21 protein-coding genes are annotated in these 25,602 nt (G+C 67.8%); 13 read left to right on the forward strand and 8 right to left on the reverse strand.

The features are described 5' to 3' along the window. The first annotated feature begins 66 nt into the window (after positions 1–66). Positions 67–1,245: a 5-demethoxyubiquinol-8 5-hydroxylase UbiM gene (gene ubiM, locus C1924_RS06310; RefSeq protein ID WP_108764525.1), complete on the forward strand. Its 1,179-nt coding sequence runs from the start codon at positions 67–69 to the stop codon at positions 1,243–1,245. A 6-nt stretch (positions 1,246–1,251) separates the two neighbouring features. Here the strand turns inward: ubiM and C1924_RS06315 are convergent, their stop codons facing one another. After that, positions 1,252–1,473 (reverse strand): RNA-binding S4 domain-containing protein, encoded by a 222-nt coding sequence (locus tag C1924_RS06315; protein WP_108764526.1) that lies wholly within the window; start codon positions 1,471–1,473, stop codon positions 1,252–1,254. A 246-nt stretch (positions 1,474–1,719) separates the two neighbouring features. Here C1924_RS06315 and C1924_RS06320 point away from each other — a divergent pair, with 246 nt between their 5' ends. The 5 genes from C1924_RS06320 to C1924_RS06345 all read left to right on the forward strand — a co-directional run bounded on the left by C1924_RS06320 (position 1,720) and on the right by C1924_RS06345 (position 10,488). Further along, positions 1,720–3,666, forward strand: coding sequence for a DEAD/DEAH box helicase (locus C1924_RS06320; RefSeq protein WP_108764527.1), 1,947 nt, complete (start codon positions 1,720–1,722; stop codon positions 3,664–3,666). Positions 3,667–3,874: 208 nt separating this feature from the next. Next, positions 3,875–6,292: an EAL domain-containing protein gene (locus tag C1924_RS06325; RefSeq protein ID WP_108764528.1), complete on the forward strand. Its 2,418-nt coding sequence runs from the start codon at positions 3,875–3,877 to the stop codon at positions 6,290–6,292. Positions 6,293–6,907: 615 nt separating this feature from the next. Then, positions 6,908–8,572 (forward strand): diguanylate cyclase, encoded by a 1,665-nt coding sequence (locus C1924_RS06335; RefSeq protein WP_108764529.1) that lies wholly within the window; start codon positions 6,908–6,910, stop codon positions 8,570–8,572. A 34-nt stretch (positions 8,573–8,606) separates the two neighbouring features. Beyond that, positions 8,607–9,329: a pseudouridine synthase gene (locus tag C1924_RS06340; RefSeq protein WP_108764530.1), complete on the forward strand. Its 723-nt coding sequence runs from the start codon at positions 8,607–8,609 to the stop codon at positions 9,327–9,329. A gap of 88 nt (positions 9,330–9,417) precedes the next feature. Then, positions 9,418–10,488, forward strand: a complete 1,071-nt coding sequence (locus C1924_RS06345; RefSeq protein ID WP_108764531.1) for a sensor domain-containing diguanylate cyclase — start codon at positions 9,418–9,420, stop codon at positions 10,486–10,488. Between the two features lie 186 nt (positions 10,489–10,674). Here the strand turns inward: C1924_RS06345 and C1924_RS06350 are convergent, their stop codons facing one another. Beyond that, a complete protein-coding gene (locus C1924_RS06350) occupies positions 10,675–11,622 on the reverse strand; it encodes a DMT family transporter (RefSeq protein ID WP_108764532.1) in 948 nt (315 codons plus the stop codon). A gap of 78 nt (positions 11,623–11,700) precedes the next feature. Between C1924_RS06350 and C1924_RS06355 the strand changes: the two genes are divergently transcribed. Continuing rightward, the gene (locus C1924_RS06355; RefSeq protein WP_108764533.1) at positions 11,701–12,315 is read left to right on the forward strand and encodes a Pr6Pr family membrane protein; all 615 of its coding nucleotides are present in this window, start codon (positions 11,701–11,703) and stop codon (positions 12,313–12,315) included. Here C1924_RS06355 and C1924_RS06360 read toward each other — a convergent pair. Both C1924_RS06360 and C1924_RS06365 read right to left on the reverse strand, forming a co-directional pair. Continuing rightward, on the reverse strand, positions 12,236–13,099 hold the full coding sequence (locus C1924_RS06360; protein ID WP_108764534.1) for a DUF72 domain-containing protein: 864 nt from the start codon (positions 13,097–13,099) through the stop codon (positions 12,236–12,238). The genes C1924_RS06355 and C1924_RS06360 overlap by 80 nt on opposite strands. Further along, a complete protein-coding gene (locus C1924_RS06365) occupies positions 13,096–13,539 on the reverse strand; it encodes a VOC family protein (RefSeq protein ID WP_108764535.1) in 444 nt (147 codons plus the stop codon). Before C1924_RS06365 ends, C1924_RS06360 begins: the two co-directional genes overlap by 4 nt. Positions 13,540–13,649: 110 nt before the next feature. Here C1924_RS06365 and C1924_RS06370 point away from each other — a divergent pair, with 110 nt between their 5' ends. From C1924_RS06370 to agp, 3 genes are all read left to right on the forward strand, one after another. Continuing rightward, on the forward strand, positions 13,650–15,224 hold the full coding sequence (locus C1924_RS06370) for a serine hydrolase (RefSeq protein WP_108764536.1): 1,575 nt from the start codon (positions 13,650–13,652) through the stop codon (positions 15,222–15,224). Between the two features lie 249 nt (positions 15,225–15,473). Next, a complete protein-coding gene (gene smrA, locus C1924_RS06375) occupies positions 15,474–17,306 on the forward strand; it encodes a multidrug efflux ABC transporter SmrA (protein WP_108764537.1) in 1,833 nt (610 codons plus the stop codon). Positions 17,307–17,425: 119 nt separating this feature from the next. After that, entirely contained in the window at positions 17,426–18,652 is a 1,227-nt protein-coding gene (gene agp, locus C1924_RS06380) for a bifunctional glucose-1-phosphatase/inositol phosphatase (RefSeq protein WP_108764538.1), read from the forward strand. A gap of 292 nt (positions 18,653–18,944) precedes the next feature. Here agp and C1924_RS06385 read toward each other — a convergent pair whose 3' ends face one another. Further along, on the reverse strand, positions 18,945–20,753 hold the full coding sequence (locus tag C1924_RS06385; RefSeq protein WP_108764539.1) for a DUF885 domain-containing protein: 1,809 nt from the start codon (positions 20,751–20,753) through the stop codon (positions 18,945–18,947). Positions 20,754–20,865: 112 nt separating this feature from the next. Between C1924_RS06385 and C1924_RS06390 the strand changes: the two genes are divergently transcribed. Together C1924_RS06390 and C1924_RS06395 are read left to right on the forward strand one after the other, a co-directional pair. Beyond that, the gene (locus C1924_RS06390) at positions 20,866–21,222 is read left to right on the forward strand and encodes a GFA family protein (RefSeq protein WP_108764540.1); all 357 of its coding nucleotides are present in this window, start codon (positions 20,866–20,868) and stop codon (positions 21,220–21,222) included. Next, positions 21,219–22,007 carry a DUF4349 domain-containing protein gene (locus tag C1924_RS06395; protein WP_108764541.1) on the forward strand — a complete coding sequence of 263 codons (789 nt, stop codon included), beginning with the start codon at positions 21,219–21,221 and terminating at the stop codon, positions 22,005–22,007. The genes C1924_RS06390 and C1924_RS06395 overlap by 4 nt, the downstream gene beginning before the upstream one ends. 45 nt (positions 22,008–22,052) lie before the next feature. Here the strand turns inward: C1924_RS06395 and C1924_RS06400 are convergent, their stop codons facing one another. Together C1924_RS06400 and C1924_RS06405 are read right to left on the reverse strand one after the other, a co-directional pair. After that, positions 22,053–22,346: a hypothetical protein gene (locus C1924_RS06400; RefSeq protein ID WP_108764542.1), complete on the reverse strand. Its 294-nt coding sequence runs from the start codon at positions 22,344–22,346 to the stop codon at positions 22,053–22,055. 73 nt (positions 22,347–22,419) lie between these two features. Beyond that, a complete protein-coding gene (locus C1924_RS06405; protein ID WP_108764543.1) occupies positions 22,420–23,364 on the reverse strand; it encodes a LysR substrate-binding domain-containing protein in 945 nt (314 codons plus the stop codon). A gap of 115 nt (positions 23,365–23,479) precedes the next feature. Here C1924_RS06405 and C1924_RS06410 point away from each other — a divergent pair, with 115 nt between their 5' ends. Next, a complete protein-coding gene (locus tag C1924_RS06410; protein WP_108764544.1) occupies positions 23,480–24,352 on the forward strand; it encodes a DMT family transporter in 873 nt (290 codons plus the stop codon). A gap of 326 nt (positions 24,353–24,678) precedes the next feature. Here C1924_RS06410 and C1924_RS06415 read toward each other — a convergent pair whose 3' ends face one another. Then, positions 24,679–25,578, reverse strand: a complete 900-nt coding sequence (locus C1924_RS06415) for a peptidylprolyl isomerase (RefSeq protein WP_108764545.1) — start codon at positions 25,576–25,578, stop codon at positions 24,679–24,681. Positions 25,579–25,602 lie beyond the last annotated feature (24 nt).

A 25,602-nucleotide genomic window follows, 5' to 3' on the forward strand; every position in this document is an offset into this window, starting at 1 on the left:
AGATCAAGGCCCGCCGGCCATCTGGCGCTATGCTGGGCGGGACGCGATGAACGGCAGGAGGCGCGGATGCGCAGGATGGACGTGGTGGTGGTCGGTGCGGGCCCGGCGGGCCTGTGCTTTGCGCGCGCGCTGGCCGGCACTGGCCTGCAGGTTGCACTGGTCGAGGCGCAGCCACGGCAGGCACTTGCGCAGGCCGCTTTTGATGGTCGCGAGATCGCCCTGACCCATGCGTCCCGGCAAAGCCTGGAACAACTTGGGTTGTGGCAGCGCCTGGCCGAAGCCGAGGTTGCCGAGCTGCGCGATGCGCGGGTGATGAACGGCGGTTCGCCGTTCGCACTGACCTTTGCCAGCAGCCAGGTGGATGGCCAGCCGCTGGGCTGGCTGGTGCCCAACCACCTCATCCGCCGTGCCGCCTGGGAGGCGGTGCAGGGGCAGGACGGGCTGGAACTGTTTGATGGGCGCAGGGTGCTGGCGGTGCGTGCCGATGCACAGGGCCAGGTGGTGAAACTGGATGATGGCAGCGAACTGCATGCGCGCCTGCTGGTCGCCGCCGACAGCCGCTTCTCGGCCACGCGCCGCATGCTCGGCATCGGTGCGCAGATGCGTGACTTCGGCAAATCCATGCTGGTCTGCCGCATGCAGGTCGAGCGCGATCATCACCACACGGCGTGGGAATGGTTCGGTTACGGGCGCACGATGGCGCTGCTGCCGCTCAATGCAGGCCAGGCCTCAGCGGTCATCACCCTGCCGCCGCGGCAGATCGAGGAACTGCTGGCGATGGATGAGGTGGCCTTCGGCGAGGCCATCACCGGTTGCTTCGAGCACCGGCTGGGGCAGATGCAGGCCGTCGCCACGCCAACGGCCTACCCACTGGTGGGGGTGTACGCGCACCGCTTCGTCGGCGAACGCTCGGCACTCATCGGCGATGCGGCCGTGGGCATGCACCCGGTCACCGCACATGGCTTCAACCTTGGCCTGGGCAGCGCCCAGCGGCTGGCGCAGGGCATCGCGGAACAGCAGCGACGCGGGGCGGACATCGCCTCGGCCGCCATGCTGGCCCGCTACCAGCGCGGGCACCGGCTGGCGTCGCGGCCGCTGTACGAGGCCACCAATGCCATTGCCAGCCTGTATACCGACGACCGCCGACCGGCACGCCTGCTGCGCGCGGCCGGGTTGCGGGTGGCCCAGGGCGTGGCGCCGTTCCGGCAGCTGATCGCCTCGCACCTGACCCAGCGGGTCGCCTGAACCGGGTCAGCCGGCAGCCAGCACCCGGATCTGGCTGTCGGCGAATTCCACCACCTGGCCTGCGCGGATCTTGCAGGCCTTGCGCAGCTCGACCTGGCCGTCCACCCGCACCTGGCCATCGCTGATGACCACCTTGGCCTCGCCACCGCTGGTGACCAGGTCGGCCAGCTTCAGCAGCTGCTTGAGCTCGACGTACTCGCCGTCAAGGTCGAATTCGAGGATCTGCATGGTCGGGGGTGTCCTGGGGAGCGGTCGGGAAGGGCGCGTATTGTGCGCCAGTGCGGCCCGGAAGGGGATGAGAATGGTTACCTGTACGCATGGTTCAGGAATAGTGCGGTATCATTCCGCTCTGAGTGAGTGAATTCTCCTCCGACCGAGCAGCGCCAGGGCACGCGATAAGAAGGGCGCCCAAAGCGCGGACCATCCCTTTTTTATCGCACTGCCATGCAGATGGCCGTGCCTTTGGAGTTTCCCATGTCCCAAGATTCCCAAGCGCCGCTGCAGTTCGCGCAGCTCGGCCTGTCCGAGCCTGTCATGCAGGCCGTCAGCGCCATCGGCTATGAAACCCCGTCGCCGATCCAGGCCGCCACCATCCCGGCGATGCTGGAAGGCCGCGACGTGCTGGGCCAGGCGCAGACCGGTACCGGCAAGACCGCAGCGTTCGCACTGCCGGTACTGTCCAACATCGACCTGCAGCAGATCAAGCCCCAGGCCCTGATCCTGGCGCCGACCCGCGAACTGGCCATCCAGGTCGCCGAGGCGTTCCAGTCCTATTCGTCGAAGATCCCCGGCTTCCGCGTGCTGCCGGTGTACGGCGGCCAGCCCTACGGCCAGCAGCTGTCGGCCCTGCGCCGCGGCGTGCACATCGTGGTCGGTACCCCCGGCCGCGTGATCGACCACCTGGACCGCAGCACCCTGGACCTGTCCGAGCTGAAGACCCTGGTGCTGGACGAAGCCGATGAAATGCTGCGCATGGGCTTCATCGACGACGTCGAAGCGGTGCTGAAGAAGCTGCCGGAACAGCGCCAGGTGGCCCTGTTCTCGGCCACCATGCCGCCGCAGATCCGTCGCATCGCCCAGACCTACCTGCAGGACCCGGTGGAAGTGACCATCGCGGCCAAGACCACCACGTCGGCCAACATTCGCCAGCGCTACTGGTGGGTGAGCGGCATACACAAGCTGGACGCGCTGACCCGCATCCTGGAAGTCGAGCCGTTCGACGCGATGATCATCTTCGCCCGCACCAAGGCCGGCACCGAAGAACTGGCCAGCAAGCTGCAGGCCCGTGGCCTGGCCGCTGCGGCCATCAACGGTGACATGCAGCAGGCCCAGCGTGAGCGCACCATCGCCATGCTGAAGGAAGGCAAGCTGGACATCCTGGTCGCCACCGACGTGGCCGCCCGTGGCCTGGACGTGGAGCGCATCAGCCACGTGCTGAACTACGACATCCCGTACGACACTGAAAGCTACGTGCACCGCATCGGCCGTACCGGTCGTGCCGGCCGCAGCGGCGAGGCGATCCTGTTCGCCACCCCGCGCGAGAAGGGCATGCTGCGCCAGATCGAGCGCGCCACCCGCCAGCCGATCGAAGAAATGCAGCTGCCGAGCGTGGAAGCGGTCAACGACACCCGCATCAGCAAGTTCACCTCGCGCATCACCGAAACCCTGGCGGCCGGCGGTCTGGACTTCTACCGCCAGCTGCTGGAACGCTTCGAGAACGAGCAGAACGTCCCGGCCATCGAAGTGGCTGCTGCCCTGGCGAAGATGCTGCAGGGCGATACCCCGTTCCTGCTGCAGCCGCCGGTGCGTGCCCCGCGTGAAGAGCGTGCCCCGCGCGAGCGTTTCGACCGTGGTGACCGCCCGGAACGTGGCGATCGCTTCGACCGCAACGACCGTGGCCCGCGCTTTGAGCGTGGCCCGCGCCGTGAAGAGGGCGAAGGCGGCTTCGAGCAGCGTCCGCGCCGTGAAGTGCCGCCGCGCGGTGCGCCGGAGCAGGGCATGGAAACCTACCGCATCTCGGTGGGCCACCAGCATGGCGTGAAGCCGGCCAACATCGTCGGCGCCATCGCCAACGAAGCGGGCCTGGAAAGCCGCTTCATCGGCCGCATCGACATCCACGATGACTTCTCGCTGCTGGACCTGCCGGCGCAGATGCCGTCGGACGTGCTCTCGCACCTGCAGAAGGTCTGGGTGTCCGGCCAGCAGCTGCAGATGCGTGCGCTGGCCCCGGGTGAAGACACCAACCCGGCACCGCGTCCGTTCAAGCCGCGCTTCGACAAGCGTGGTCCGGGCGGCCCGGGTGGTCCGCGCCGTGGTGGTCCGGGCGGCCCGGGTGGCCACGGTGGCGACCGCGGCGGTGACCGCGACAGCCGTCCGCCGCGTCGTGATGGCTTCAAGCCGCGCGGCCCGCGCAGCTACTGATCGCCCGCGATGTGCCCGAACAACGCCAGCCTCCGGGCTGGCGTTGTTCGTTTCACGCCTGGAAAAAAGGGGACGGAGGGGATTGAATCGGTTCAATCCCCTCCGTCCCCTTTTTGCCGGCCCGGTTTCGCATGGTCCACACATGCCCGCCCATAGGCTGGGATGGTTGGACATGGAGGCTGTCACGGCACATTCGGGGGGATCCGGGATGGGTAGAAGTGGCATGGAGCCGCATCAGCAGCGGGTACCGATGACCCGCGGGCTGGGGGTGCGGTTTGCATTGTTGACGGGCATGGCGATCGGGTTGGTCGGCCTGTCCGCATTGATCCAGGAACTGCAGGCGGCATCCACCGCCTGGATTGCGGGCCAGGGGCACTGGTCGCGTGGGCAGCAGGATGCCACCGCGGCGGTCAGCCGCTATCTGGCGCGCGGTGTGGCGCATGACCTGGAGGATGCACGGCGTGCACTGCAGGTGCCGCTGGGCGATCTGCATGCGCGGTTGGCGCTGGAACAGCCGGAACCTGACCTGGCACAGGCGCGTGAGGGCTTCCTGCGCGGCGGCAACGCGCGCTCGGATGTCTCGCGGCTGATCTTCTCGTTCCGTCACGCCCGCGACGTGGGCGAGTTCCGCGAGGCCACCCGGTTGTGGCGGCAGACCGACACGCACCTGTTGGCCATGCAGGCGTTGATCGAAGAACTTGAAACGGTGCCGCCGGAATCGCTGCGCCAGCCCAGCGTGCGCGACCATTACATGCAGCGCGTGCACGATGTGGATCTGCAGCTGCAATCGCAGGCCGAGGCGTTTTCCCAGGCGCTGCTGCGGATGGCACGCACGGTGCGCATCGCCACGCTCATCGTCGGTGGTTTCTCGGTGCTGGCCATCACCCTGATGGCGGTGGCGCTGGCGCGCCGCGTGGGCAAGGACCTGACCGAACATGAAAGCCGCTTCCGCGCGGCGTTCTACCAGGCCAACGTGGGCATGCTGAAGCTGGATGTTGCCGGCCGGGTGATGGAGGCCAACCAGGCGATGGCCGATATCCTCGATTACCGCCGCGATGTCCTCCAGCAGATGACCCTGGAAGACCTGCTGATGGAAGGCGAGCTGGTGCTGGACGATGACGGCCGGATCAACTGGGACCGCCAGCTGAGGCCGGGCGAACTGCGCTTCCGTCGCCGCGACGGCAGTCTGGTCTGGGGCCGCTGGAGCGGCACCGGCGTGCGCAGTGCCGGCGGCCGCTTGTCGGTGTTTTCCATCATCGAAGATGTCAGCCAGAACCATGCACTGGCGCGCGAGATCGAGCACCACGCCACCCACGACCCACTCACCGGCCTGATCAACCGCCGCGAGATCGAGCGCCTGCTGGAAAGGGCGCTGCTGCAGGTGCGTTCCGAAGGCGGTACGCATGCGTTGTGCTACATCAACCTGGATCATTTCAAGCTGGTCAACGACAGCTTCGGCCATGCAGCCGGTGACCAGATGCTGCGCAGCTTCGCCGAGTACCTGGTGGGGGCGGTGCGCGACGGTGACTGGGTGGGCCGGCTGGGCGCGGACGAATTCGCCGTGTTCCTCGGCCGGGCCAGCCAGGACGAGGCCAAGCGCGTGCTGCAGCGGCTCATCCGCAACCTGGGGCAGGCCACATTCCCGATCAGTGAGGGTAGTCCGCAGTTGAGCTGCAGCATCGGCGTGGTGGAAGTCACCGCCGACGCGCCGGATGTGAACTGGCTGATGAGCGCGGCCGACAGCGCCTGCTATGCCGCCAAGCAGGCGGGCCGCAACCGCGTGCACTGCTTCAACGAGGACCGCCTGGCGCTGGACGAACGCCGCCACGAGGCCGAACGCCTGCAGCGGGTGAGCCGGGCGATGGCCGAGAACCGCATGCTGCTGTACGCCCAGCGCATCGCCAAGGTCGGCGACCCGGGCTACCTGCATTACGAGGTGCTGGTGCGCATGCGCGACGCGGGCGGCGCACTGCATCTTCCAGGGCAGTTCATGCCGGCGGTGGAGCGCTATGGCATGGCCGTGGCGCTGGACCGACACGTGCTCGGCCTGCTGTTCCGCCACCTGCAGGTCTGCCCGGCGCACGTGCGCCAGCTGGGCCTGTGCAACGTCAACGTGTCGGCGCAGTCGATCGCCGAGCCGAGCTTCCTGGCGTTTGTCTGCGACCTGCTGGAGCGCAACCGGGCATTGGCGGCCAAGCTCTGCTTCGAGGTGACCGAGACGGCGGCGATCAGCAACCTCACCCAGGCGCGGGCGTTCATCGATGCGGTGAAGGCGCGCGGCTGCCGGATGGCGCTGGACGATTTCGGATCGGGCCTGTCGTCGTTCGGCTACCTGCGGCAGTTGCCGGCGGACATGCTGAAGATCGACGGTGCGTTCGTACGTGACATGGATACCGATGCGGTGAGCCGCGCGACGGTGCGGGCGATCAGCGAACTGGGGCGCGAGCTGCAGATGGAAGTGGTGGCCGAGTGGGTGGAGACGGCCGAGGTGGCACAGACGCTGGCCGACATGGGGGTGCAGGGGCTGCAGGGCTATGCGATCGAGCGGCCGCAGCCGCTGGAGCGATTGACGCTGGCCAACCAGCGGCCGGTGCGGCTGGTCGGCACCCAGGGCCCGCCGGGGTAGGGGTTTTTCTGCAGGGCTTGCAGCCCTGCACCTGCTCACTGCAAGGGCCAAAGCCAGAGCGGCATTGCGTGGGATGGCGGGGCGGTGTGGGTTGGCAGGACACGCCGCAAACCCATCCATGGGGGCTCGATGGCGCCATCCATGGCGCCAACGGTCCTGCCAACCCACACCGCCCCGCCTTCGACAGTTGGCCGGCGGCTGTCGGTGGGTGCCGACCGTTGGTCGGCACATCTGTCACATATCGAAATTCATCTGCGGTCAGAGCGCATTGCGTAGCAACGGGATCCGACCCCTTTGCCGACAGATCGCGGAGAACTGTCGAAGGCGGGGTGGGTCCGGTTGAGGGGGTGTGAGCGCCATGGATGGCGCGACCAAGCCCCCATGGACGGGTTTACGGCGTCCCCCGCAACCGGACCCACCCCGCCAACCCACGGAAAGTCGGCTTTTGAAGTTGACGTTGCCGTGTCTTGAAGCAGGTGCAGGGCTGCAAGCCCTGCCGACCCACACCCCCACCTTCCACCATTGGCCTACACATTCCCGGCCCGTTCCGCTGCGATAATGCCCGCCAGGGGCGACGCGCAGCGTGCGCGGGCGTAAGCAGATACAGGAAGTAGCGTGGGCGGCAGGCAGTGGCGTTACGGAACGGGGACAGTGCTGATCGTGCTGCTGATGGTGCTGGCCGCGCCATGGCTCGGCCATGCGCGTCCCGTCGAGGACGGCCGCGACTACCTGCTGGTCGGCGCCGCCACCGATGAACCCACGCCACATCGGGCCTGCACGGCGCAGATGCTGTCCGGTGATCGCCAGCAGATCACCGTCGAAGCCCCGCCGGAAGGCTGGTCGGGACAGCCGCAGGCGCTGGATGTGTTCAATGTGTTTGCCGGTGAAGTCCGCCTGAAGCACGGCGACCGCGAGATCTGCGGCAACATGCACGACGCGCGCACCCGCGATTCCCGTTTCCGGGCTGGCATCGGCATGGTGGCGGTGCCGCCCGCCGGCAGCCACGAGCCGTTCGTGGTGTCCTGGCAGACACCGCTGAAGGCGCGCTGGGTACCGACCCTGAAGCTGGGCGCGCCCAGCCCCGTGCAGCAGAACGACACCGCACGCCTGCTGGTGCGCGCGGCCTGCATCGCCGTGGCCATTGCGCTGGCCCTGTCCGCGCTGATGGGCTACCTGACCACGCGCGACCGCAGCTTCCTCATCTACATCGGCGCCACCCTGGTGCTGGTCCTGTGGCAGGCCATCCTCGGCGGTCTCAGCGGCTACCCCGAGCCATGGCTGCGGGTGGGCGACCGTGGCGCGTGGTGGCTGCTGTCGCTGACCGCCGCCACCCAGGCCCTGGTGCTGCCCGCGCTGTGGCGCCTGTGCGGGGGGGATCGCCTGCTGCCGCGCTCGCGTCTGGCCCAGCAGCTGGTGCTGTGGGGCCTGCTGGGCGTGGCCCTGCTGGTGCCGGCGCTGGACCGGGCGGGCCTGGCGGTGGTGGCGATCGTGCTGCAGGGCAGTTTCGTCGGCGGCTGCCTGCTGTCGCTGGCCGTGGGTGTGTGGGCACGGCTGCGGGGTGATGCCTGGTCCGTGGCCGGACTGGCGGCGCTGGCCCCGATGCTGGTGCTGGTGCTGGCCGATCTGGGCCGCGCGCGCTGGCTGTACGAATACCGGGTGGAGGCGCTGCAGCTGGCCGTCACCTGGCTGCTGATGATGGCCGCCTACGCGCTCAACCTGCGGCTGGGGCGCCTGCGCCAGCAGCGCGACGAGATGCGCCAGTTGGCCGAGACCGACATGCTGACCGGCCTGCCCAACCGCCGCGCCGGCCTGCAGCAGCTGGCCCAGCAGCTGGAGCGGGTGCAGCGCGACGGCGGCCCGCTGGTGATCGGGTTCCTCGACATCGACCTGTTCAAGGACATCAACGACCGCCACGGCCATGCGGTCGGGGACCAGGTGCTGGTGGCCGTGGCCCAGGCGCTGCGCGCCGCCGTGCGCAACCAGGATGAGGTGGTGCGCATGGGCGGTGAGGAATTCCTGCTGCTGCTGCCGGGCATGCCGCGCGACATTGCGGCCACCCGCCTGGACCAGCTGCGCCAGCGCATCACCCAGATCTGCCAGGACCTGCAGGTGCCCGGCCTGGAAGTGACCGCCAGCATCGGCCTGGCGCAATGGCGCCCGGGCGAAGACGACCTGGCCGCGCTGCTGCGGCGGGCCGACCATGCCATGTACGTGGCCAAGCGCAGCGGCCGGAACCGGGTGTTCGACGGCGAAACCGTCGATCCATTGCTGCCGGCGTGACCCGGGCGGGGCGGGGATGGCCGATAATGGGGCCATGACCATCCGACTGAACAAGTACATCGCCGAAACCGGCTTCTGCTCCCGCCGCGAGGCCGATCGCCTGATCGCCGCCCGCCGGGTCACCGTCAACGGCCATCCTGGCGGTACCGGCGCCGTGGTCGGCGAGGGCGACACCGTCCTGGTCGATGGCCAGCCGCTGCAGGTGCGCGTGGCCCGCAAGCCTGGCGCCCGCCGCCACGTCTACATCGCGCTGAACAAGCCGGTGGGCGTGACCTGCACCACCGAGAGTTCGGTGAAGGGCAACATCGTCGACTTCGTCGGCCACGAGCAGCGCATCTTCCCGATCGGCCGCCTGGACAAGGAGTCGGAAGGGCTGATCCTGATGACCAGCAACGGCGACATCGTCAACCAGATCCTGCGCGCCGAGAACGGCCACCAGAAGGAATACCTGGTGGCGGTGAACAAGCCGGTCACCGATGAGTTCCTGCGCGGCATGGCCCGTGGCGTTCGCATCCACGACCAGATGACCCTGCCGTGCCGCACGTCGCGCATCGCCAAGTTCGGTTTCCGCATCACCCTGGAGCAGGGCCTGAACCGGCAGATCCGCCTGATGGCGGCGGAGTTCGGGTACCGCGTCACCCAGCTGCGCCGCGTGCGCATCGACAACATCAAGATCGGTGCGCTGAAGCCGGGCCAGTGGCGCAACCTGACCCAACAGGAACTGCAGGGGCTGCTGCCGAAACAGCAGGATTGGTAACGCGCGTCTGTAGAGCCGAGCCCACGCTCGGCTGGCGGACGGCATGATCGGCTAGACTCCGCAGTGACCTGCCGGAACATGACGCTGCATGATCAAGCCCGACAAGCCCGCCAACGAAGCGCTGCGCCTGGAGGCGCTGTACCGCTATCGCATCCTCGATTCGGAGCGCGAGAAATCCTTCGATGACCTGGTGGTCATCGCCAAGGCGGTATGCGGCACGACGATGGCCGCCGTCACCCTGATCGACGTTGAACGGCAGTGGTTCAAGTCGATCCAGGGCATCGATGCCGCCGAGAACCTGCGCAGTGAATCGATGTGCGGCCACGCCATTCTGCAGCCGCGCGAGATCATGGTGGTGGAGGATGCGCAGCAGGACATCCGCTTCCACGACAACCCGGTGGTGACCGGCGACCCCCACGTGCGCTTCTATGCCGGTGCGCCGCTGATCAGCAGCGATGGCCTGCCGCTGGGCACGTTGTGTGTGTTCGACCCGAACCCGCAGCACCTGGCGCCGGACAAGGCCGAAGCGCTGGCCGCGCTCTCGCGCCAGGTCATGCTGGTGATGGAACTGCGCCGCTTCGCGCTGGATATCCAGAGCCACATGGTGCAGCGCGATGACTACGAGCGTCTGCTGGCCGAGTATCACGACGTGCTGCTGGCGCAGAACGCCGACCTGACCGAACAGAGCCGCACCGATGCGTTGACCGGGCTGCCGAACCGGCGCGCGATGGCCGCAGCGCTGCAGGACGCCGTGGTCAGCGCCGATGGCCAGCCCCGGCAGACCTGCGTGGCCCTGGTTGATATCGACCATTTCAAGCACATCAACGACTTCCAGGGCCATGCCACCGGCGACCGGGTGCTGGCCGAGCTGGGCGTGCTGCTGCGCTCGCATTTCTCCGGCCGCGGCATGGCCGCGCGCTATGGCGGCGAGGAATTCGTGGCGCTGATGCCGGACGTGGACCTGCGCACCGCCGAACTGCAGTGCGAGTTCCTGCGCATGGCCGTGGCCGACCTGCCGCTGGGCTTCCCGGTGACGGTCAGCATCGGCGTGGCCCAGTACCAGGCCGGCGAAACCACCGACCAGACCCTGGCCCGTGCCGACGCCGCGCTGTACCGGGCCAAGGGCAACGGCCGCAACCGGGTGGAACTGGCGCCGTAAACCGCTGAGCGGCCCGTAGAGTCGAGCTCGCTCGACTGCTGTTCGCCGTTCGCTTTTCGTAGAGTCGAGCTTGCTCGACTGCTTTTCGCATGAGGCAGAGAGCAGTCGAGCAAGCTCCACTCTACAGAACGTCGGGAAGAGCAGTCGAGCAAGCTCGACTCTACCGAACGAGGCAAACGCGGCCCATCAATCGGCGATGTTGCGTGCCTCGGCCGTGCCCAGGATTTCCGGGTGCTGCACCGGCTTGCGGCGGTTCAGCAGCGGGTGCAGGAACACCGCGCCAACAATGATCGCCACGCCCAGGTAGAACCACGGCGTCACTTCATGCTGCTCGTGCAGCAGCACCACGGCCAGCAGCACGGCGTAGACCGGTTCCAGGTTGGTCACCAGCTGCACGGTGTAGGCGCTGAGGTGGCGCAGGGCGACCAGCGCCAGGGCGAACGGCAGCAGCGTGCAAACGCCGGCCAGTACCAGCAGCAGGATGCCGTCGTGCAGGGTGGGCACCACCCACAACGGGCTGGCCAGCGCCGGCAGCAGGTAGGGCATCAGCGGTGCCAGCAGGGTCAGGGTGAGCGTGCCGGCGCCCAGTTCCAGCGCGGTGACCGTCAGCGGATCGGCATGGCTGACCATGCGCTTGTTGAGCGAGCCGAACACGGCGACCAGCAGCGCCGACAGCGCGCCGACCAGCACGCCCAGGCGCATCCCATCGGGCACGCCGCCCACGACAAGGGCCACACCGGGCAGTACCGCCAGGCCAAACGCCAGCTCGCGCAGCTGGAACGGCCGCTTGGCCACCCAGGGTTCGATGATGGAAGTGAACACCGGCGCCAGTGCGATGCAGGTGGCCGCCACCGAGGCATTGGCCAGTTTCACCGCGCCATAGAAGGTCAGCCAGTGCAGGGCGACCAGCGCACCAATACCGGCGTAGCCGGCCACGTGCCGCAGTGGCAGGGTGCGCAGACCCCGCCAGACCCGTGGCAGCAGGGCCAGCATGGCCACCACCAGCAGCATGCGCCACCACACCAGCGGCAGCGCCGGCAGGGTGATCAGCTTGCCGAGGATGGCGGTGACACCCCACAACAGGACACAGAAATGGATCTGCCAGAGCGCTTTGCGGGTATCGGGGGTCGTCATCGGTGTATTGTGCGGCAAGCGCGGGCGGCCGGCGATGGTGATGGGCTGCCTGCCCGATCCTGACCCTGGAGCCTGTGCATGCCTGCCGACCGCCTGCTGCTGCGAGGTTGGGCCGCGGTGACCGCGCTGGTCGCCGCCGCGTCACTGCTGCTGCAGTATCTACTGCTGGTCAATGGCCCCGGCGGCAGCGCGGGCATTGCCGCTGCAACCCTGCGCTTCTTCGGTTACTTCACCATCCTCAGCAACCTGGCGGTGAGCCTGGGCTGCCTGTGGCTGATGAGCGGCCGGCCGATGCGCGCGACGCCCGCGGCCGTGCTGGCGCTGTGCATCGGCGTGACCGGCCTGGTCTATGCGGTGGCCCTGCAGGGGCTGTGGCGGCCCACCGGCCTGCAGTGGTGGGTCGACATGGGCCTGCACTACGCTGTGCCTCTGCTGTATCTGGGCGGCTGGCTGCTGCTGTTGCCGCACGGGGGCCTGCGCTGGCGCGCGCTGGGCAGGGTGCTGCTGGTGCCGGTGGCCTACCTGGGCTGGGCGATGCTGGTGGCCGCGCTGATCGGGCAGGCACCGTATCCTTTCCTGGAATGGCAGCGGATCGGCGCGATGGCGTTCGCGCTCAACGTGCTGCGCGTGGCCGGCGTGTTCGTGCTGGGCTGGACGCTGCTGTGGGCGCTGGATCGCTGGCGCCGTCGCTGAGCCGCTGCAGGGCCATCGCCGCCGCCGGGTTGCGGGCCTTGCCCGCGCCGATGCACAGCAGGTAGACCTCACGCGGCTGCGGCGCGGTCGGTTCGGCCAGGCAGGGCAGGTCGTCCACCGGTTCGCCCTGCGACCAGCGCCGCGCCCGTTCGGCCCAGCGCAGCAGCTGCGGGCGTGGCAGGCCGTCGCGCAGGCGCGCCTTGCTGCGCTTGATGCGGGCGTAGACGAAGCCCGCGCTGACATCGCCGTGCAGCGGCGCTTCGTCGCTGTCCTCGATGACCAGCGCCACGCCATGGCGGCGTGCGGCGGCGACCAGCGCAGGTCCATGCACCAGGGCATTGCGCACTTCCAGCGCATGCTGCAGCGGCACGCCCTGCAGTGTCCTGGGCAGCGCGGCCATCAGCGCTTCCAATGCCACCGCGTCAGCCGGGTGCCTGGGGTCGAACTGCCACAGCAGCGGACCCAGCCGGTCACCCAACGCCAGCGCGGCCTGCAGGAAAGGCGCGGCCGCTTCGACGGTGGACGATAGATCGCGTCGCTGCACGAGATAACGCGGCGCTTTCATCGAAAAGCGGAAACCGTCCGGTGTCTGTGCGGCCCATTGCGCGCACTGCGCTTCCGTAGGCGTGCGATAGAACGTGCCATTGATTTCGATGCAGCGCAGCGCATGGCTGGCGTGGGCCAACTCCTCGCGCTGCGGCAGGCCCTGCGGGTAGAACATGCCGCCGCGCCATTCCGGGAACACCCAGCCGCCGATGCCGCAACGGATCGCTGCGGGCGTCACTGGCCGTGGTCCGCGCGCCATGGATCGTAGCTGCCGAACCACCACAGGTAACCTTCCGGATCGGCGCAGGCATAGCCGCGCCCGCCGTAGTCCTGGTCGGCGATGTCGATGACGATGCGCGCACCGGCCGCCTTGGCCCGCGCGTAGTGCGCGTCCGCGTCGGCAACGATGACGCAGGCGCTCTGCGTCTGCCGCCCGTCGACCTCGTCAGGCATGACGGCCAGCTCCGACCATTCGCCTCCATTGCTGGCCGAGCCGAGCATGATCATGCCGCTGCCGAATACCAGCTGCGCGTGGAAGACCGTTTCGCCTTCGGCGTATACCGCCTGGGCATGGAAGCCGAACGCGCGCTGCAGCCAGTCGATGGCGGCCAGCGCATCGCGGTAGCGCAGGCACGGAATGATGGTGGAACCGGTGGCGGATGGATCGCTGTGGGCCATGACACCCCTCCTATGGCACAGGCCAGCATCGGCCGGCGGCCGTTACCATCGCGCGAAACCCCGGTGACGGCCTGCACATGGCCGCAACCCCCGTTCGGAGATCGTGCTGGATGAACAACTGGATTGGAGGCGCCGTGCTGATGGCCTGCGTGACGATGGCGAATGCGGCCGAGACCGCGCCGACCCCGGCGCAGCTGCAGGACCTGGATGCAACCGTCGAGCGCGTCCGCGCGCAGTTCGACGTGCCCGGCGTCGCCGTGGCCGTGGTCAAGGATGGCCAGGTGGTGCTGGAACGGGGCTGGGGGGTACGCGAGCTGGGCAAGCCTGCCGCCGTGCAGGCCGACACGCTCTTTGCCATCGCCTCCAACACCAAGGCGTTTACCGCCACGTCGCTGAACCTGCTGGCCGAGGATGGCAAGCTGAAGATGGACGACAAGGTGATCGACCATCTGCCGTCGTTCCGCATGTCCGACCCGTTCGTGACCGGGCAGATGACGATCCGCGACCTGCTGTCGCACCGCAGCGGCCTGAGCCTGGGCGCCGGTGACCTGCTGTTCTGGCCGACCACCTCCTACAGCAACGCCGAGGTGGTGCAGCGGCTGGGCCAGGTGCCGCTGAAGGGTGGCTTCCGCGAGCGCTATGCGTACGACAACATTCTCTATGCGGTCGCCCAACAGGTGATCGAAAAGGTGTCGGGCTTGAGCTACCAGCAGTTCCTGCAGACGCGCATCTTCGACAAGGTGGGCATGGCCGGCACGCGCTACAACGCCGACCACCTGCAGCCGGGGGACAACGCGGCCATCGGCCACGCGAAGTACGATTTCAAGGATCTGCGCACCGTCGCGCCGTTGACCTGGTCGAACAATGCCGGTGCCGGCGGCATCTATTCCAGCGCACATGACATGGCGCGCTGGATGCAGGTGCAGCTGGCCGAGGGCAAGCTGGCCGACGGCACGCCGCTGTTCAGTGCCAAGACCCAGAAAGAGATGTGGCAGATGATCACCCCGCAGGCCATCGCCGCGCCGAGCGTGCCGGAGCTGGCGCCGGCGCGTGCCAACTTTGCCGGGTATGGCGAAGGCTGGAGCCTGAGCGATTACCGGGGGCAGAAGCTGGTCTGGCACACCGGCGGCTGGCCGGGCATGGTCTCGCGCCTGACCCTGGTGCCGGGGCAGCAGCTGGGCGTGGTCGTGCTGACCAACCAGGAATCCGGTGCCGCGTTCAACGCGATCACCTTGAGCGTGCTCGATGCCTACCTGGGCGGTGAAAAGCATGACTGGGTCGATGCCTATGCCAAGGGCGTGGCCAAGGGCCAGGACAAGGCCGATGAAGCCTGGGCCAAGCACCAGGCCGCGCGCGCCAAGGGCAGCACGCCGTCGCTGCCGCTGGCCGGTTATGCGGCCACCTATCGTGACCGCTGGTATGGCGACATGGTGGTGTCGGTGGAAGGCAAGGGCCTGCGCCTGCGCTTTGCGAAGACCGCGCAGTTGAGCGGCCGGCTGGAGCACTGGCAGCACGACACCTTCATCGTGCGCTGGGATGATCGTTCGCTCAACGCCGATGCGTTCGTGAACTTCAGCCTGGACCCGGATGGCAAGGTGCGTGAGGTACGCATGCAGTCGATCTCGGACCTGACCGATTTCAGCTTCGATTTCCAGGACCTGCTGTTCACCCCGGTCACCCCGTAGCGGTAGTGCCGGCCGCTGGCCGGGTACGCGTCCGCGCATTCGCGCTGACGCTCCCACAGTTCGCTGCGCGAACCGTGGTCCCCACTCACCAACACCCTAACCCCGCGCCTGCGGCGCTGCCCCCGTACACCGGGGGCCGGCACTACCGTCCCGGCGGATGCGTACCCGGCCAGCGGCCCGCACGATCCGGAACACAGGGCACACACCGGCCATGGGATAATCGCCAGGCTGATCTGGCGAGGGAATGTGATGTTTCGTTGGTTTGAATCCCTGATACCGGTGTTTCCGCCCGTGGACGGCCGCATGCCGCCACAGAAGGTGCTGCCGTTCTACCTGCACTACCTGCGCCCGGTGTGGCCGGTGCTGCTGGCCACCCTCATCGCCGGCCTGCTGCTGGCGCTGGTGGAAGTGGCGATGTTCGATTACCTCGGCCGCATCGTGGACATGGTGGCCGAACAGCCCGGTGCCGGCTTCTTCCAGCGCCACGCCAACGAGCTGGGCTGGATGCTGTTCATCACGGTCATCGCGCGGCCGATCCTGGTCGGCCTGCACAACCTGCTGGTCAACCAGACCATCGTGCCGGGCCTGAGCAACCGTTCGCGCTGGCTGATGCACAACTACGTGGTGCGGCAGAGCCTGAGCTTCTTCCAGAACGATTTCGCCGGCAGCGTCGCCAACCGGGTGATGCAGACCGGCACCTCGCTGCGCGAGTCGGCCGTGCAGATGGTCGATTCGCTCTGGTACATCGTGGTCTACACCGGCACCGCGCTGTACCTGTTCGCACAGGCTGACTGGCGCCTGATGGTGCCGCTGATCCTGTGGCTGCTGGCCTATGCGGTGATCCTGGCGTACTTCGTGCCCCGCGCCAAGGAACGCGCATGGATCGCTTCGGAGGCCCGTTCCAAGGCGATGGGCCGTATCGTCGATGGCTACACCAACATTCCTACGCTGAAGCTGTTCGCCCATGGCGGCCGTGAGCAGGCGTATGTCGCCGAGTCGATCCAGGAGCTGGCGGTCAAGCACCGCGCGCAGACCCGCATCACCACCGGCATGGACCTCACCATCGCCATCGTCAACGGCTTCCTGATTGCCGGCACCTGTGGCCTGGCGCTGTGGCTGTGGAACGGCGGGCATATCACCGTGGGTGCGATCACCCTGGCCACCGGCCTGGTCATCCGCATCCACAACATGTCCGGCTGGATCATGTGGACCATCAACGGCATCTTCGAGGACATCGGTACGGTGCAGGATGGCATCACCACCATCGCCCAGCCGCTGACCGTGCAGGACCGCGAGGACGCCGTGCCGCTGCAGGTGGCCCACGGTGGCGTGCATTTCCAGGACATCCATTTCCACTACGGCAAGAAGGGTGGGGTGATCGCCGGCCTGGACCTGGTGGTGAAGCCGGGCGAGAAGATCGGCCTGGTCGGTCCGTCCGGTGCGGGCAAGTCGACGCTGGTCAACATCCTGCTGCGCCTCTACGACCTGGAAAGCGGCCGCATCCTGATCGACGGGCAGGACATTGCCCATGTCACCCAGGAAAGCCTGCGCCAGCAGATCGGCGTGGTCACCCAGGACACGTCACTGCTGCATCGATCGATCCGCGACAACCTGCTGTATGGCCGCCCCGACGCCAGCGAGGAGCAGCTGCGTGCGGCCGTGGCCAAGGCACGCGCCGAAGCGTTCATCGGCACGCTGGTGGATGGGCAGGGGCGCCGCGGCTATGACGCGCATGTCGGCGAGCGTGGCGTGAAGCTGTCCGGTGGCCAGCGCCAGCGCATCGCCATCGCCCGTGTGCTGCTGAAGGACGCACCGATCCTGGTGCTGGATGAAGCCACCTCGGCGCTGGATTCGGAAGTGGAAGCGGCCATCCAGGACAGCCTGGACGAGCTGATGGGCGGCAAGACGGTCATTGCCATTGCACACCGACTGTCCACCATCGCGCGCATGGACCGGCTGGTGGTGATGGACCAGGGCCGCATCGTCGAGACCGGCACCCATGCCGATCTGATCGCCGCCGGCGGCCTGTACGCGCGGTTGTGGGCCCGGCAGACCGGTGGGTTTGTTGCGGCCGATCAGTGATGGTTCCGGGGTCGGAGCCCTCTCTGCGAGAGGAATCCGACCCCGCCGATGCAGCCCGTGGGGTCGGATCCCTTTCCAGAGGAAAGGGCTCTGACCCCAGCTTCTTTCCGGAGACACGAATGATCCGCCCTCTACGCTCTTTGCTGCTGCTGGCGCTTGCTTTGGTCAGCGGGTCGTCCGTAGCCGCCGCTGCGCCGGCATCCATGGAGGGCGAAGCGCTCGAGCAGGTCGTCCTGCTCAGCCGCCACAACCTGCGGGCGCCGCTGGTGTCCTCGGGCACGCTGGCCGAGGCCACGCCGCATGCCTGGGCGAAGTGGGACGTGGCCGCTGGAGAGCTGACCACCAAGGGCGGCGTGCTTGAGGTCTACCTGGGTCGCTACTTCGGCCAATGGCTGCGCCATCAGCGGCTGCTCCCGGCCGAAGGCTGCCCGCAGGCGGGCGAGTTCCATGCACTGGCCAACAGCCTGCAGCGCACCCAGGCGACCGCGCAGTTCTTCATTGCCGGCGCGTTTCCCGGCTGCCACGTCGTGGTGGAGCAGCGCAGGCCGCTGGGCACGATGGATCCGCTGTTCGATCCGGTGATCCATCGGGACGATGCAGGCTTCCAGCGCCGCGCCCTGCGCGCGATGCAGAGGGCCGAAACAAGCGCGCGACTGGGCCCGGACCTGCAGGTCGTCGAAGCGGTGGTCGAACACGCACGATCGCCAGCCTGTGCCGGACGCAGCCATTGCGTACTGCAGGACACTGACAGCCGCTTCCGTGTCGAAGCGGGCAAGGAGCCAGGGGCGTCCGGGTCGCTGGCGTTGGCCAACGGCATGGTTGATGCGCTGCTGATGGAGGATTACCAGAACGCTGGCCCACCGGCAGGCTGGGGCCGGCTGCCGAGCGACGCTCAGTGGCAGGCGCTTGCGCGGGTCCGCAACGGCTACCAGGACGTTCTGTTCGGCACCCCGGAGGTGGCACGTGAGGTGGCCGCGCCGCTGCTCTCGCACATCGATGGCCTGTTCGCCGACCCGCGGTCGCCAAGGGTTAGCCTGCTGGTGGGCCACGATTCCAACATCGGCGCCGTGCTGGCGGCATTGGGTGCAGCGGATTACACGCTGCCGGGCCAGCTTGAGAAGACGCCGATCGGCGGCCTGCTGCAGTTCGAGCGCTGGCGCGTGCACAACGGCGAAGCGCGCTACCGGCTGGCGTACGTCTATCCCACCCGGACGCAGTTGCGTGATGCGCTGCCGTTGAGTGACATGCAGCCGCCGGGGCGGGTGGAACTGGCGCTGCCGGGATGTGCGCGGGCGGGGTGCAGCGAAGCGCAGTTCAAGCGCATGGTGCATCGCGCGGCGAATTGAACGGCATCCACGCATGGCGTGGATCTACTGGCAAACCGGAGATCATCCACGCCACGCGTGGATGGAAATCCGCAGATCCACGCCACGCGCAGTAGATCCACGCCATGCGTGGATGGAAAGCGGCAGATCCACGCCACGCGCAGTAGATCCACGCCATGCGTGGATGGAAAGCAGCAGATCCACGCCACGCGCAGTAGATCCACGCCATGCGTGGATGAACCCCGTCCGGTAAACCAAACAAAAACGGCCCGGGTTTCCCCGGGCCGTTCTCTTTCATCTCACACCTGATCGATCACTCGATCGGCTGGTCCAGCATCAGCTGCCGTGCGAAACGCACCGGCGGCGCGCCGTAGGACAGCATCTGGTCGTGGTAGGCCTTCAGGTTGAACTTGTCGCCCAGCTTGTCCTGCATGGCCTTGCGGGTGTCGAAGTGTTCCTGCGCACCGACGAAGTAGGTCGGCAGCTGCGCCGAGGTCAGCTGCGCGCGCACCCACTTGCCGGCCGCTTCGCTTTCCTGCTGGAACGCATCGTGGGTCATCAGGTGCATCGCCTGCTCGCGATCCCAGTTGTCCACGTGCACGCCCTGGTCGAGGGTCGCGTTGGAGATGGTGCGCAGGTAGAACTTCAGCTGCACCAGGTGGAACAGCGGATCATTGTTGAGGTAACCCTGCTCCTGCATCATCCGCTCGGTGTAGACCGCCCAGCCTTCGGCGAACAGGCCCGAACGCAGCACCGCGCGCAGGGTCGAGGGGAACTTGGCCGAGTGCCAGCCTTCCAGATAGTGGCCCGGCGTACCTTCGTGGATGCTCAGCAGATGGATCATGCGCGAGTTGTACTCACGCAGGAACGAATCGACCTGCTTGTCGCTCCAGTCGTCCGGAATCGGCGAGACGGCGTAGAAGGTCTTCAGGTTCTTGTCCAGTGGGCCTGGCGAATCGCAGTAGGCCACGGCCACGCCGCGCTGGAATTCCGGCATCAGGATGATGTCCACCGGCGCATCGGGCAGGGTCATCAGGTCGTGTTCGCGCACGAACGCGGTGGACTGCTCCAGCGCGGCCTTGGCATCGTCGACCACCTTGTCGCGCGCCGGCTTGTCGGCGTACGCCAGCTCCAGCGCGGCCTCGATGGCCTTCTGCTGCTGCTCGTCGGTCGGCTGCGCCGGCATCTCCGGTGCGCCCGGCTTGTCCTTCAGCACGGTCTGCGCGATGCCGTACATGTCTTCACGCACGCGCTTGAGTTCGGCACGCGCGCGCTCACCGATCTCCTGGCGCGACAGCGAGGAGTTCAGCGCGAACTTCAGCTTCTGGTCGTATTTTTCCGCACCGATGCGGAAGTCACCCTTGGCGTTCGGCACCAGGGTCTTGTCCAGCCAGGTCTGCTGCTCGTCCACGGCCTTCTTCAGGCCGTCGATGGCGGCCTGCAGGCGCTGCTGGTCGGCCTGCGGCAGTTCGCCGATGTGCGGGGTGATGAAGGTATCGACGATGCTGAGGATGCCCTTGTTCTGCTTGGCCACCGTCTCGGCGTGGATCTTCGGCACGCGTGCCGGGTCCAGGTTCTCGCGGGCCTGGGCGAAGATCGCCGGCAGCTTTTCCATGCGCGCGGTGGCCGACTTCAGGCGGTCGGGCAGCGGTGCGAATTCGCGGGCCATCAGGCCGTACAGGGCGCTGCCGGCCAGGCCGTTGTAGACCTGCGGGTCCCACTTGCCGGACTGCAGCACCTCGGTGTTCCAGATTTCCGACTGCAGCTGGTTGCGCAGGATCGCGGCGTCCACCTGGTTCTCGCGGCCCAGCTTGGCCACGTCGATCCTGTCCAGTTCGGCGAGCAGGCCCTTGTAGGCCTCCACGGTCTTCTGCTGGCCGGCTGCGCTCAGGTCGTCGATCTCGCTGTCGTAGCGGTGGTCGCCGATCTGGGTAGCGCTGACCGGCGACAGCTGCATCCAGGTATCCAGCGCACGCTTGGACAGGTCGGCGAAGGCGGCATCGACCGCCGCATCGCCGGCCTGCTGGCTGGCGGCCGGGGTGGAACCGTTGGTCGGGGCGTCAGCCGGCTGGCAGCCGGCCAGGGCGGCGACCAGGGCAAGGGCAAGGAGATGCGGGCGCATCGGCGTTCCTGTACTGGGATCAATCCCCGAGCATAGGGCGCGCAGGGCACTTTGTCCCCCTGCCATAGGATTACCATGGGCGGCACAAGGACCCTCCAGTGGAGCGCAGGACATGCATTACCAGGGAAGCTGCCATTGCGGCAGGATCGCATTCAGCGTAGAGGCGCAGGCGCCGATCACCGAGGTCATCGACTGCAATTGTTCGATGTGTCGCCGCCGCGGCAGTCTGTTGTGGTTCGCACCGCGCGAGGCCTTCGTGCTGGCAACCGATCCGGCCGATGTGGCCACCTACCAGTTCAACAAGCACCACATCGACCACCATCATTGCCGCGAGTGCGGTATCGCGCCCTACAGCGAAGCCGTGGATCCGCGCAGCGGCATGCCGATGGTGGCAATCAACGTGCGTTGCCTGCCCGGGCTTGATCTGGCGGGCCTGTCGGTCACGTCCCATGACGGAGCGGCTGCATGAGGGCGGCGCATGTGCAGGTGCTGCTGCCTGTGCTGCTGGCCATTGCCGGCTGTGCGCAGCAGGGCGACCGTGCGGCATCGGCCGCTGGCGCAGCAGCTGAAGCGGTGGCGTCGCCCGAGGGTGCGTTCCTGGCTTACGAACACGATGTGCGCATCCAGCTGCAGGCCGAGCAGATCAGCCCACGCATCCAGCAGGTCGCGCAGGCGTGCCAGAGCGCGACGTTCGGTGATTGCGCGGTGCTAGAAGTCGACCAGCGCAGCGGCGAACGGCCCAGCGGTGAGGTCACGGTGCGCATCGCGCCGAAGGGCGTGGAGCCGCTGATCGGCCTCGCCGGCGAAGGCGGGCAGACCCAGGGGCGCAACACCCGTGCCGAGGATCTGGCCCAGCAGGTGGCCGACACCGCGTTGACCAAGGCGCGGCTGGAAAAAGAGCACGCCCGGCTGTTGTCCTACCAGGACCGCAAGGACCTGAAGATCGAAGACCTGATGGCGATCACCACCCGCCTGTCGGAAATCGAGGCGGGTGTGGAACAGGCCAACAGGCAGGCCGCACAACAGCGGCGCCGCATCGATACCCAGCGGGTCACGCTGCACTTCGATACCACCTCCGGCCAGCGCAGCCGCAGTGAAATCGGCGAGGCGCTGAGCGAGTCCGGCAACATTCTCAGTCTCAGCGTGGCCTTCCTCATCCGGGCGGCCGCTGCTTTGTTGCCGGTCGGCATCGTGGCGCTGCTGGTGGGGTGGGGCATCCGTGCATGGCTGCGCAGGCGCCGCCGCAAGACGTGATCGGCAGCGCGTGGGGAGTAACGCCGGGCCCGGCCCGGCGAACCCTCAGCCCTCGTCGGTCTCGTACTCGACGAACACATCCAGTTCCAACGCCAGTTCCTGCACGGCATCGCGCACCTTCTGTGCCGTGCTTTCGTTGCCGACTTCCACTTCCAGTTCGTGGCTGCCCGGCCCGATGTCATCGGACAGGCCGGCGGAACTGGAATCATCATCGTCCATGTGCGGCATCAGATCGTCGGTTTCCTCGACATGCTCGATGCCTTCCAGGCCCAGCAGCAGGTCGCTGATGGCGCGGGCGTCGTCTTCGGTTCCAGTGATGCGCAGTCGCAGCAGGGCCATGGCAGATACACGTGTAGTGGTGGGGGTGCGTGCAGCCTAGCCAGCAGCAGGCAAAGACCGGGTGAGGGTGCGGTCAGCCAGCGGTGGGCGGCCGGCCCAGAAGGCTGTCGGGCAGGGCTGGAATCGGGGTGCGATCATCCTGTGCCTGGCCCAGCAGCCAGTCGATGAACACGCGCGCGGCCGGGCTCGGTGGCTGGCTCTCGGCGTGCACCACGTAGTACGCGTAGCGCGCCTTCAACGCCGGGCCGGGCAGGCGCACGACTTCATAGCGTTGCAGGTAGGGCTGGGCCACGTGCGTACGCGCGAGCACCGCGCCCATGCCATAGACCGCTGCGCGCATCGCATCGGTGCTGTCGGCGAAGGTGTGCATCGGCGGCAGCGGCGACGGCGGCCGCACGCCCGCGTGGCGGAACCAGTCGCGCCATCCCTGTGGCGACAGATCGGTCAGCAGCGGCAGATCGGCGATCCGCGCCGGGTCCTGCAGTGTTTCCACACCGGGCAGGGCGGGCGACGCCACCGGGAACAGGCTGTCATCCATCAGGTGCTGTGCATGCAGGCCTGGCCACTGGCCCATGCCATAGCGGATGCCGACCTCCGGCCCGTTCTCGTCATAGCGGTCCAGGCCGCTGCCGGTGTGCAGTTCGATGCGGATGTGCGGATGGGCCTGGGTGAAGCGCGGCAGGCGTGGCAGCAGCCAGCAGTAGGACAGCGAGCGCAGCGTGGCGATCCGCAGCGGCACGCTGTCGGCGTCCGGCTGCAGGTGGTGGGCCACGGCGGCGACATCGGTGAACGCGGCGCTGGCGGCGTCGGCCAGCTGCCGGCCTTCGGCGGTGAGGCGTACGCCGCGGGCATGGCGCAGGAACAGGCGTACGTCGAGCACCTCTTCCAGGCGGCGCACGTGGTGGCTGACCGCGCTGGCGGTCAGGTGCAGCTCCTGTGCGGCCTGGGCGAAGTTCTGGTGGCGTGCGGCCACGGCGAACACGGCGAGCGCGGGGAGCAGGGAAGGGCGTAGCTGCATTTCGAGCCTCAAACCATATTTGTGGCTGGCAGCGATACTACGCGCTTGTGTGGCGGGCGTCAGCGGATGATCCTGTCAGCCCAGACACAGTGCAGGCGCAGGACGGAGGCAGGGCATGAACGCGGTACCGCAGGTGGCAGAACGCGATTGGCGCACCCCCTTGGAATTGACCCTGCTGGGCGCGATCTGGGGCTGCTCGTTCCTGTTCATGCGCGTGGCCGTGCCCTCGTTCGGCCCGTTCGCGCTGGTCGAAGTCCGTCTGGTGCTGGGCGCGCTGGTGCTGATGCCGTTCCTGTGGCGCGCCCGTGCCCAGTTCCCGCCGCGCCGCTGGCTGTGGCTGGCCCCGATCGGCCTGATCAACTCGGCGCTGCCGTTCGTGCTGTTCGCCTATTCGGCAGAGCAGGCACCGGCGGCCATCGGCGCGATCTGCAACGCGATGACCGTGCTGTTCGCTGCACTGATCGCCTTCCTGTTCTTCGGCGAGAAGATCGGCGTGCGTCGCGCCAGTGCACTGCTGGTCGGCTTTGCCGGCGTGGTGGTGCTGGCTACGGCCAAGGTGTCGGGCCTGAGCATCGGCATGGCCGTGCTGGCCGGCGCCGCGGCCTCGCTGCTGTACGGGCTGGGCGTGAACCTGGTGAAGCGGCACATGACCGGCCTGCCATCGGCCGCTGCCGCGGCGGCAACGCTGGGCTGCGCCTCGCTGTGGATGCTGCCGATGGCGGTGACCCACTGGCCGCAGGCGGCTATTCCGGGCAAGGCCTGGGGCGCAGCGATCGCGCTGGGCGTGGCCTGCACCGGCCTGGCGTTCCTGATGTTCTACCGCCTGATCGGCCGCATCGGCCCCTCGCGCGCGTCGACGGTGACCTATCTGATTCCGCTGTTCGGCGCGGCGTTCGCGTGGTTGTTCCTGGGCGAACCGGTGACCCTGCAGATGCTGGTTGCCGGTGGCCTGATCCTTGGCAGCGTGGCCGTAAGCCAGAAGAGTTGAGCGCGCCCGCGCACGGGTGGTGCCGGGCGCTGCCCGGCGGCGTCATCGATGCCTGCGCGCGCGGCTGTGGATCTTGATCTGGGTCCGCCTTGGAGCGAGCCGAGCACCGCAGGTCCGGCGAGGGCGAAGAGGCGCGGGTGTCTGAGCGCAGCGAGTTCCGCGCCGTCCCTCGACGGACCGAGGAGCGCAGGGAACCGGCGCGCAGCGCCGGCTCGCGGACGGCGGCGCGTTTCTTTTGGTTACTTTTCTTTGCGCGGGCAAAGAAAAGTGACGCCCATGAACGATGAATCGCCTTCAGCACGTGTCAACTGAGAAAAGTCGATGCGCTACCGCACCGGCACCGGAATATTGCACAGGTCGATATGCCCGGCCGGGCGCTTGTAGAAATCATCCACCCGGTTGCGCCGCGCCTCCACCGTATCGGCGAAGGTCTTTGAATCGGTGCGCAGCACCTGGATCGGCGTGCGCTCGGCCGCCGGCACATCACTGGCGCGGCGGATCGAGACGATCGGCGTGCGCAGCTTCGGGTCTTCGTAGAAGCCCATCGGTGCCGGCCCGCGCGGGATCGCGCTGAGCAGCTCCATGCCCTTCAACACGCGGCCGACCAGCGTGATGTTGCGGTCCAGCTGGCGCGGCGATTGGCCTGTCACCACATACAACTCGGCACCGATGCTGCTGTCTTCCTCATTGCTGCGGCCCGCGCCGAGCATGCCGTAGCAGTGCGCCAGCCAAGCCTTGCCGGCCTGCGGGTCCTGGCCCACCGGGAAGCCATCAACGAACCCGGTCTGCGCCGCCCAGCCATCGCGATCGGGCAGCACGCTCACCTTCAGGCCGGCGCTGGCGCGCTCGAATTCCGCAGGCAGCTTGCGCGCGGCACTGCCGAAGGGCTTGGCCTTGGCCGCGTCATCGGCGTCGGCGTCGCCAAACTGCACCACGAAGTTGTCCTGCGACCGGTAGATGCTGGTGCCGTCCCAGAAATGCTCGTGGGCGAACGTCTGGATGTTGGCCACATGGCGCGGCGCGAACTGCGGCGCCAGCTCGATGATCACCCGCCCGGCCGGCAGGTCCATGTACAGCAGGTTGGCCGGGTCCGGGGTACGCCAATCGCTCGCCGCCGACGCTTCGAGGATCTGCTGCGGGCTGCGGTACGGCGTGGCGGCGCTGGCCAGGGCGGGCAGCAGGCAGGCGAGGGCAAGGGCGGTCAGGGCGAGACGGCGGTGCGACATGGAATCCCCGGTTCGATGGTATCG

Source organism: Stenotrophomonas sp. ESTM1D_MKCIP4_1, assembly GCF_003086895.1.
GTDB lineage: Bacteria > Pseudomonadota > Gammaproteobacteria > Xanthomonadales > Xanthomonadaceae > Stenotrophomonas.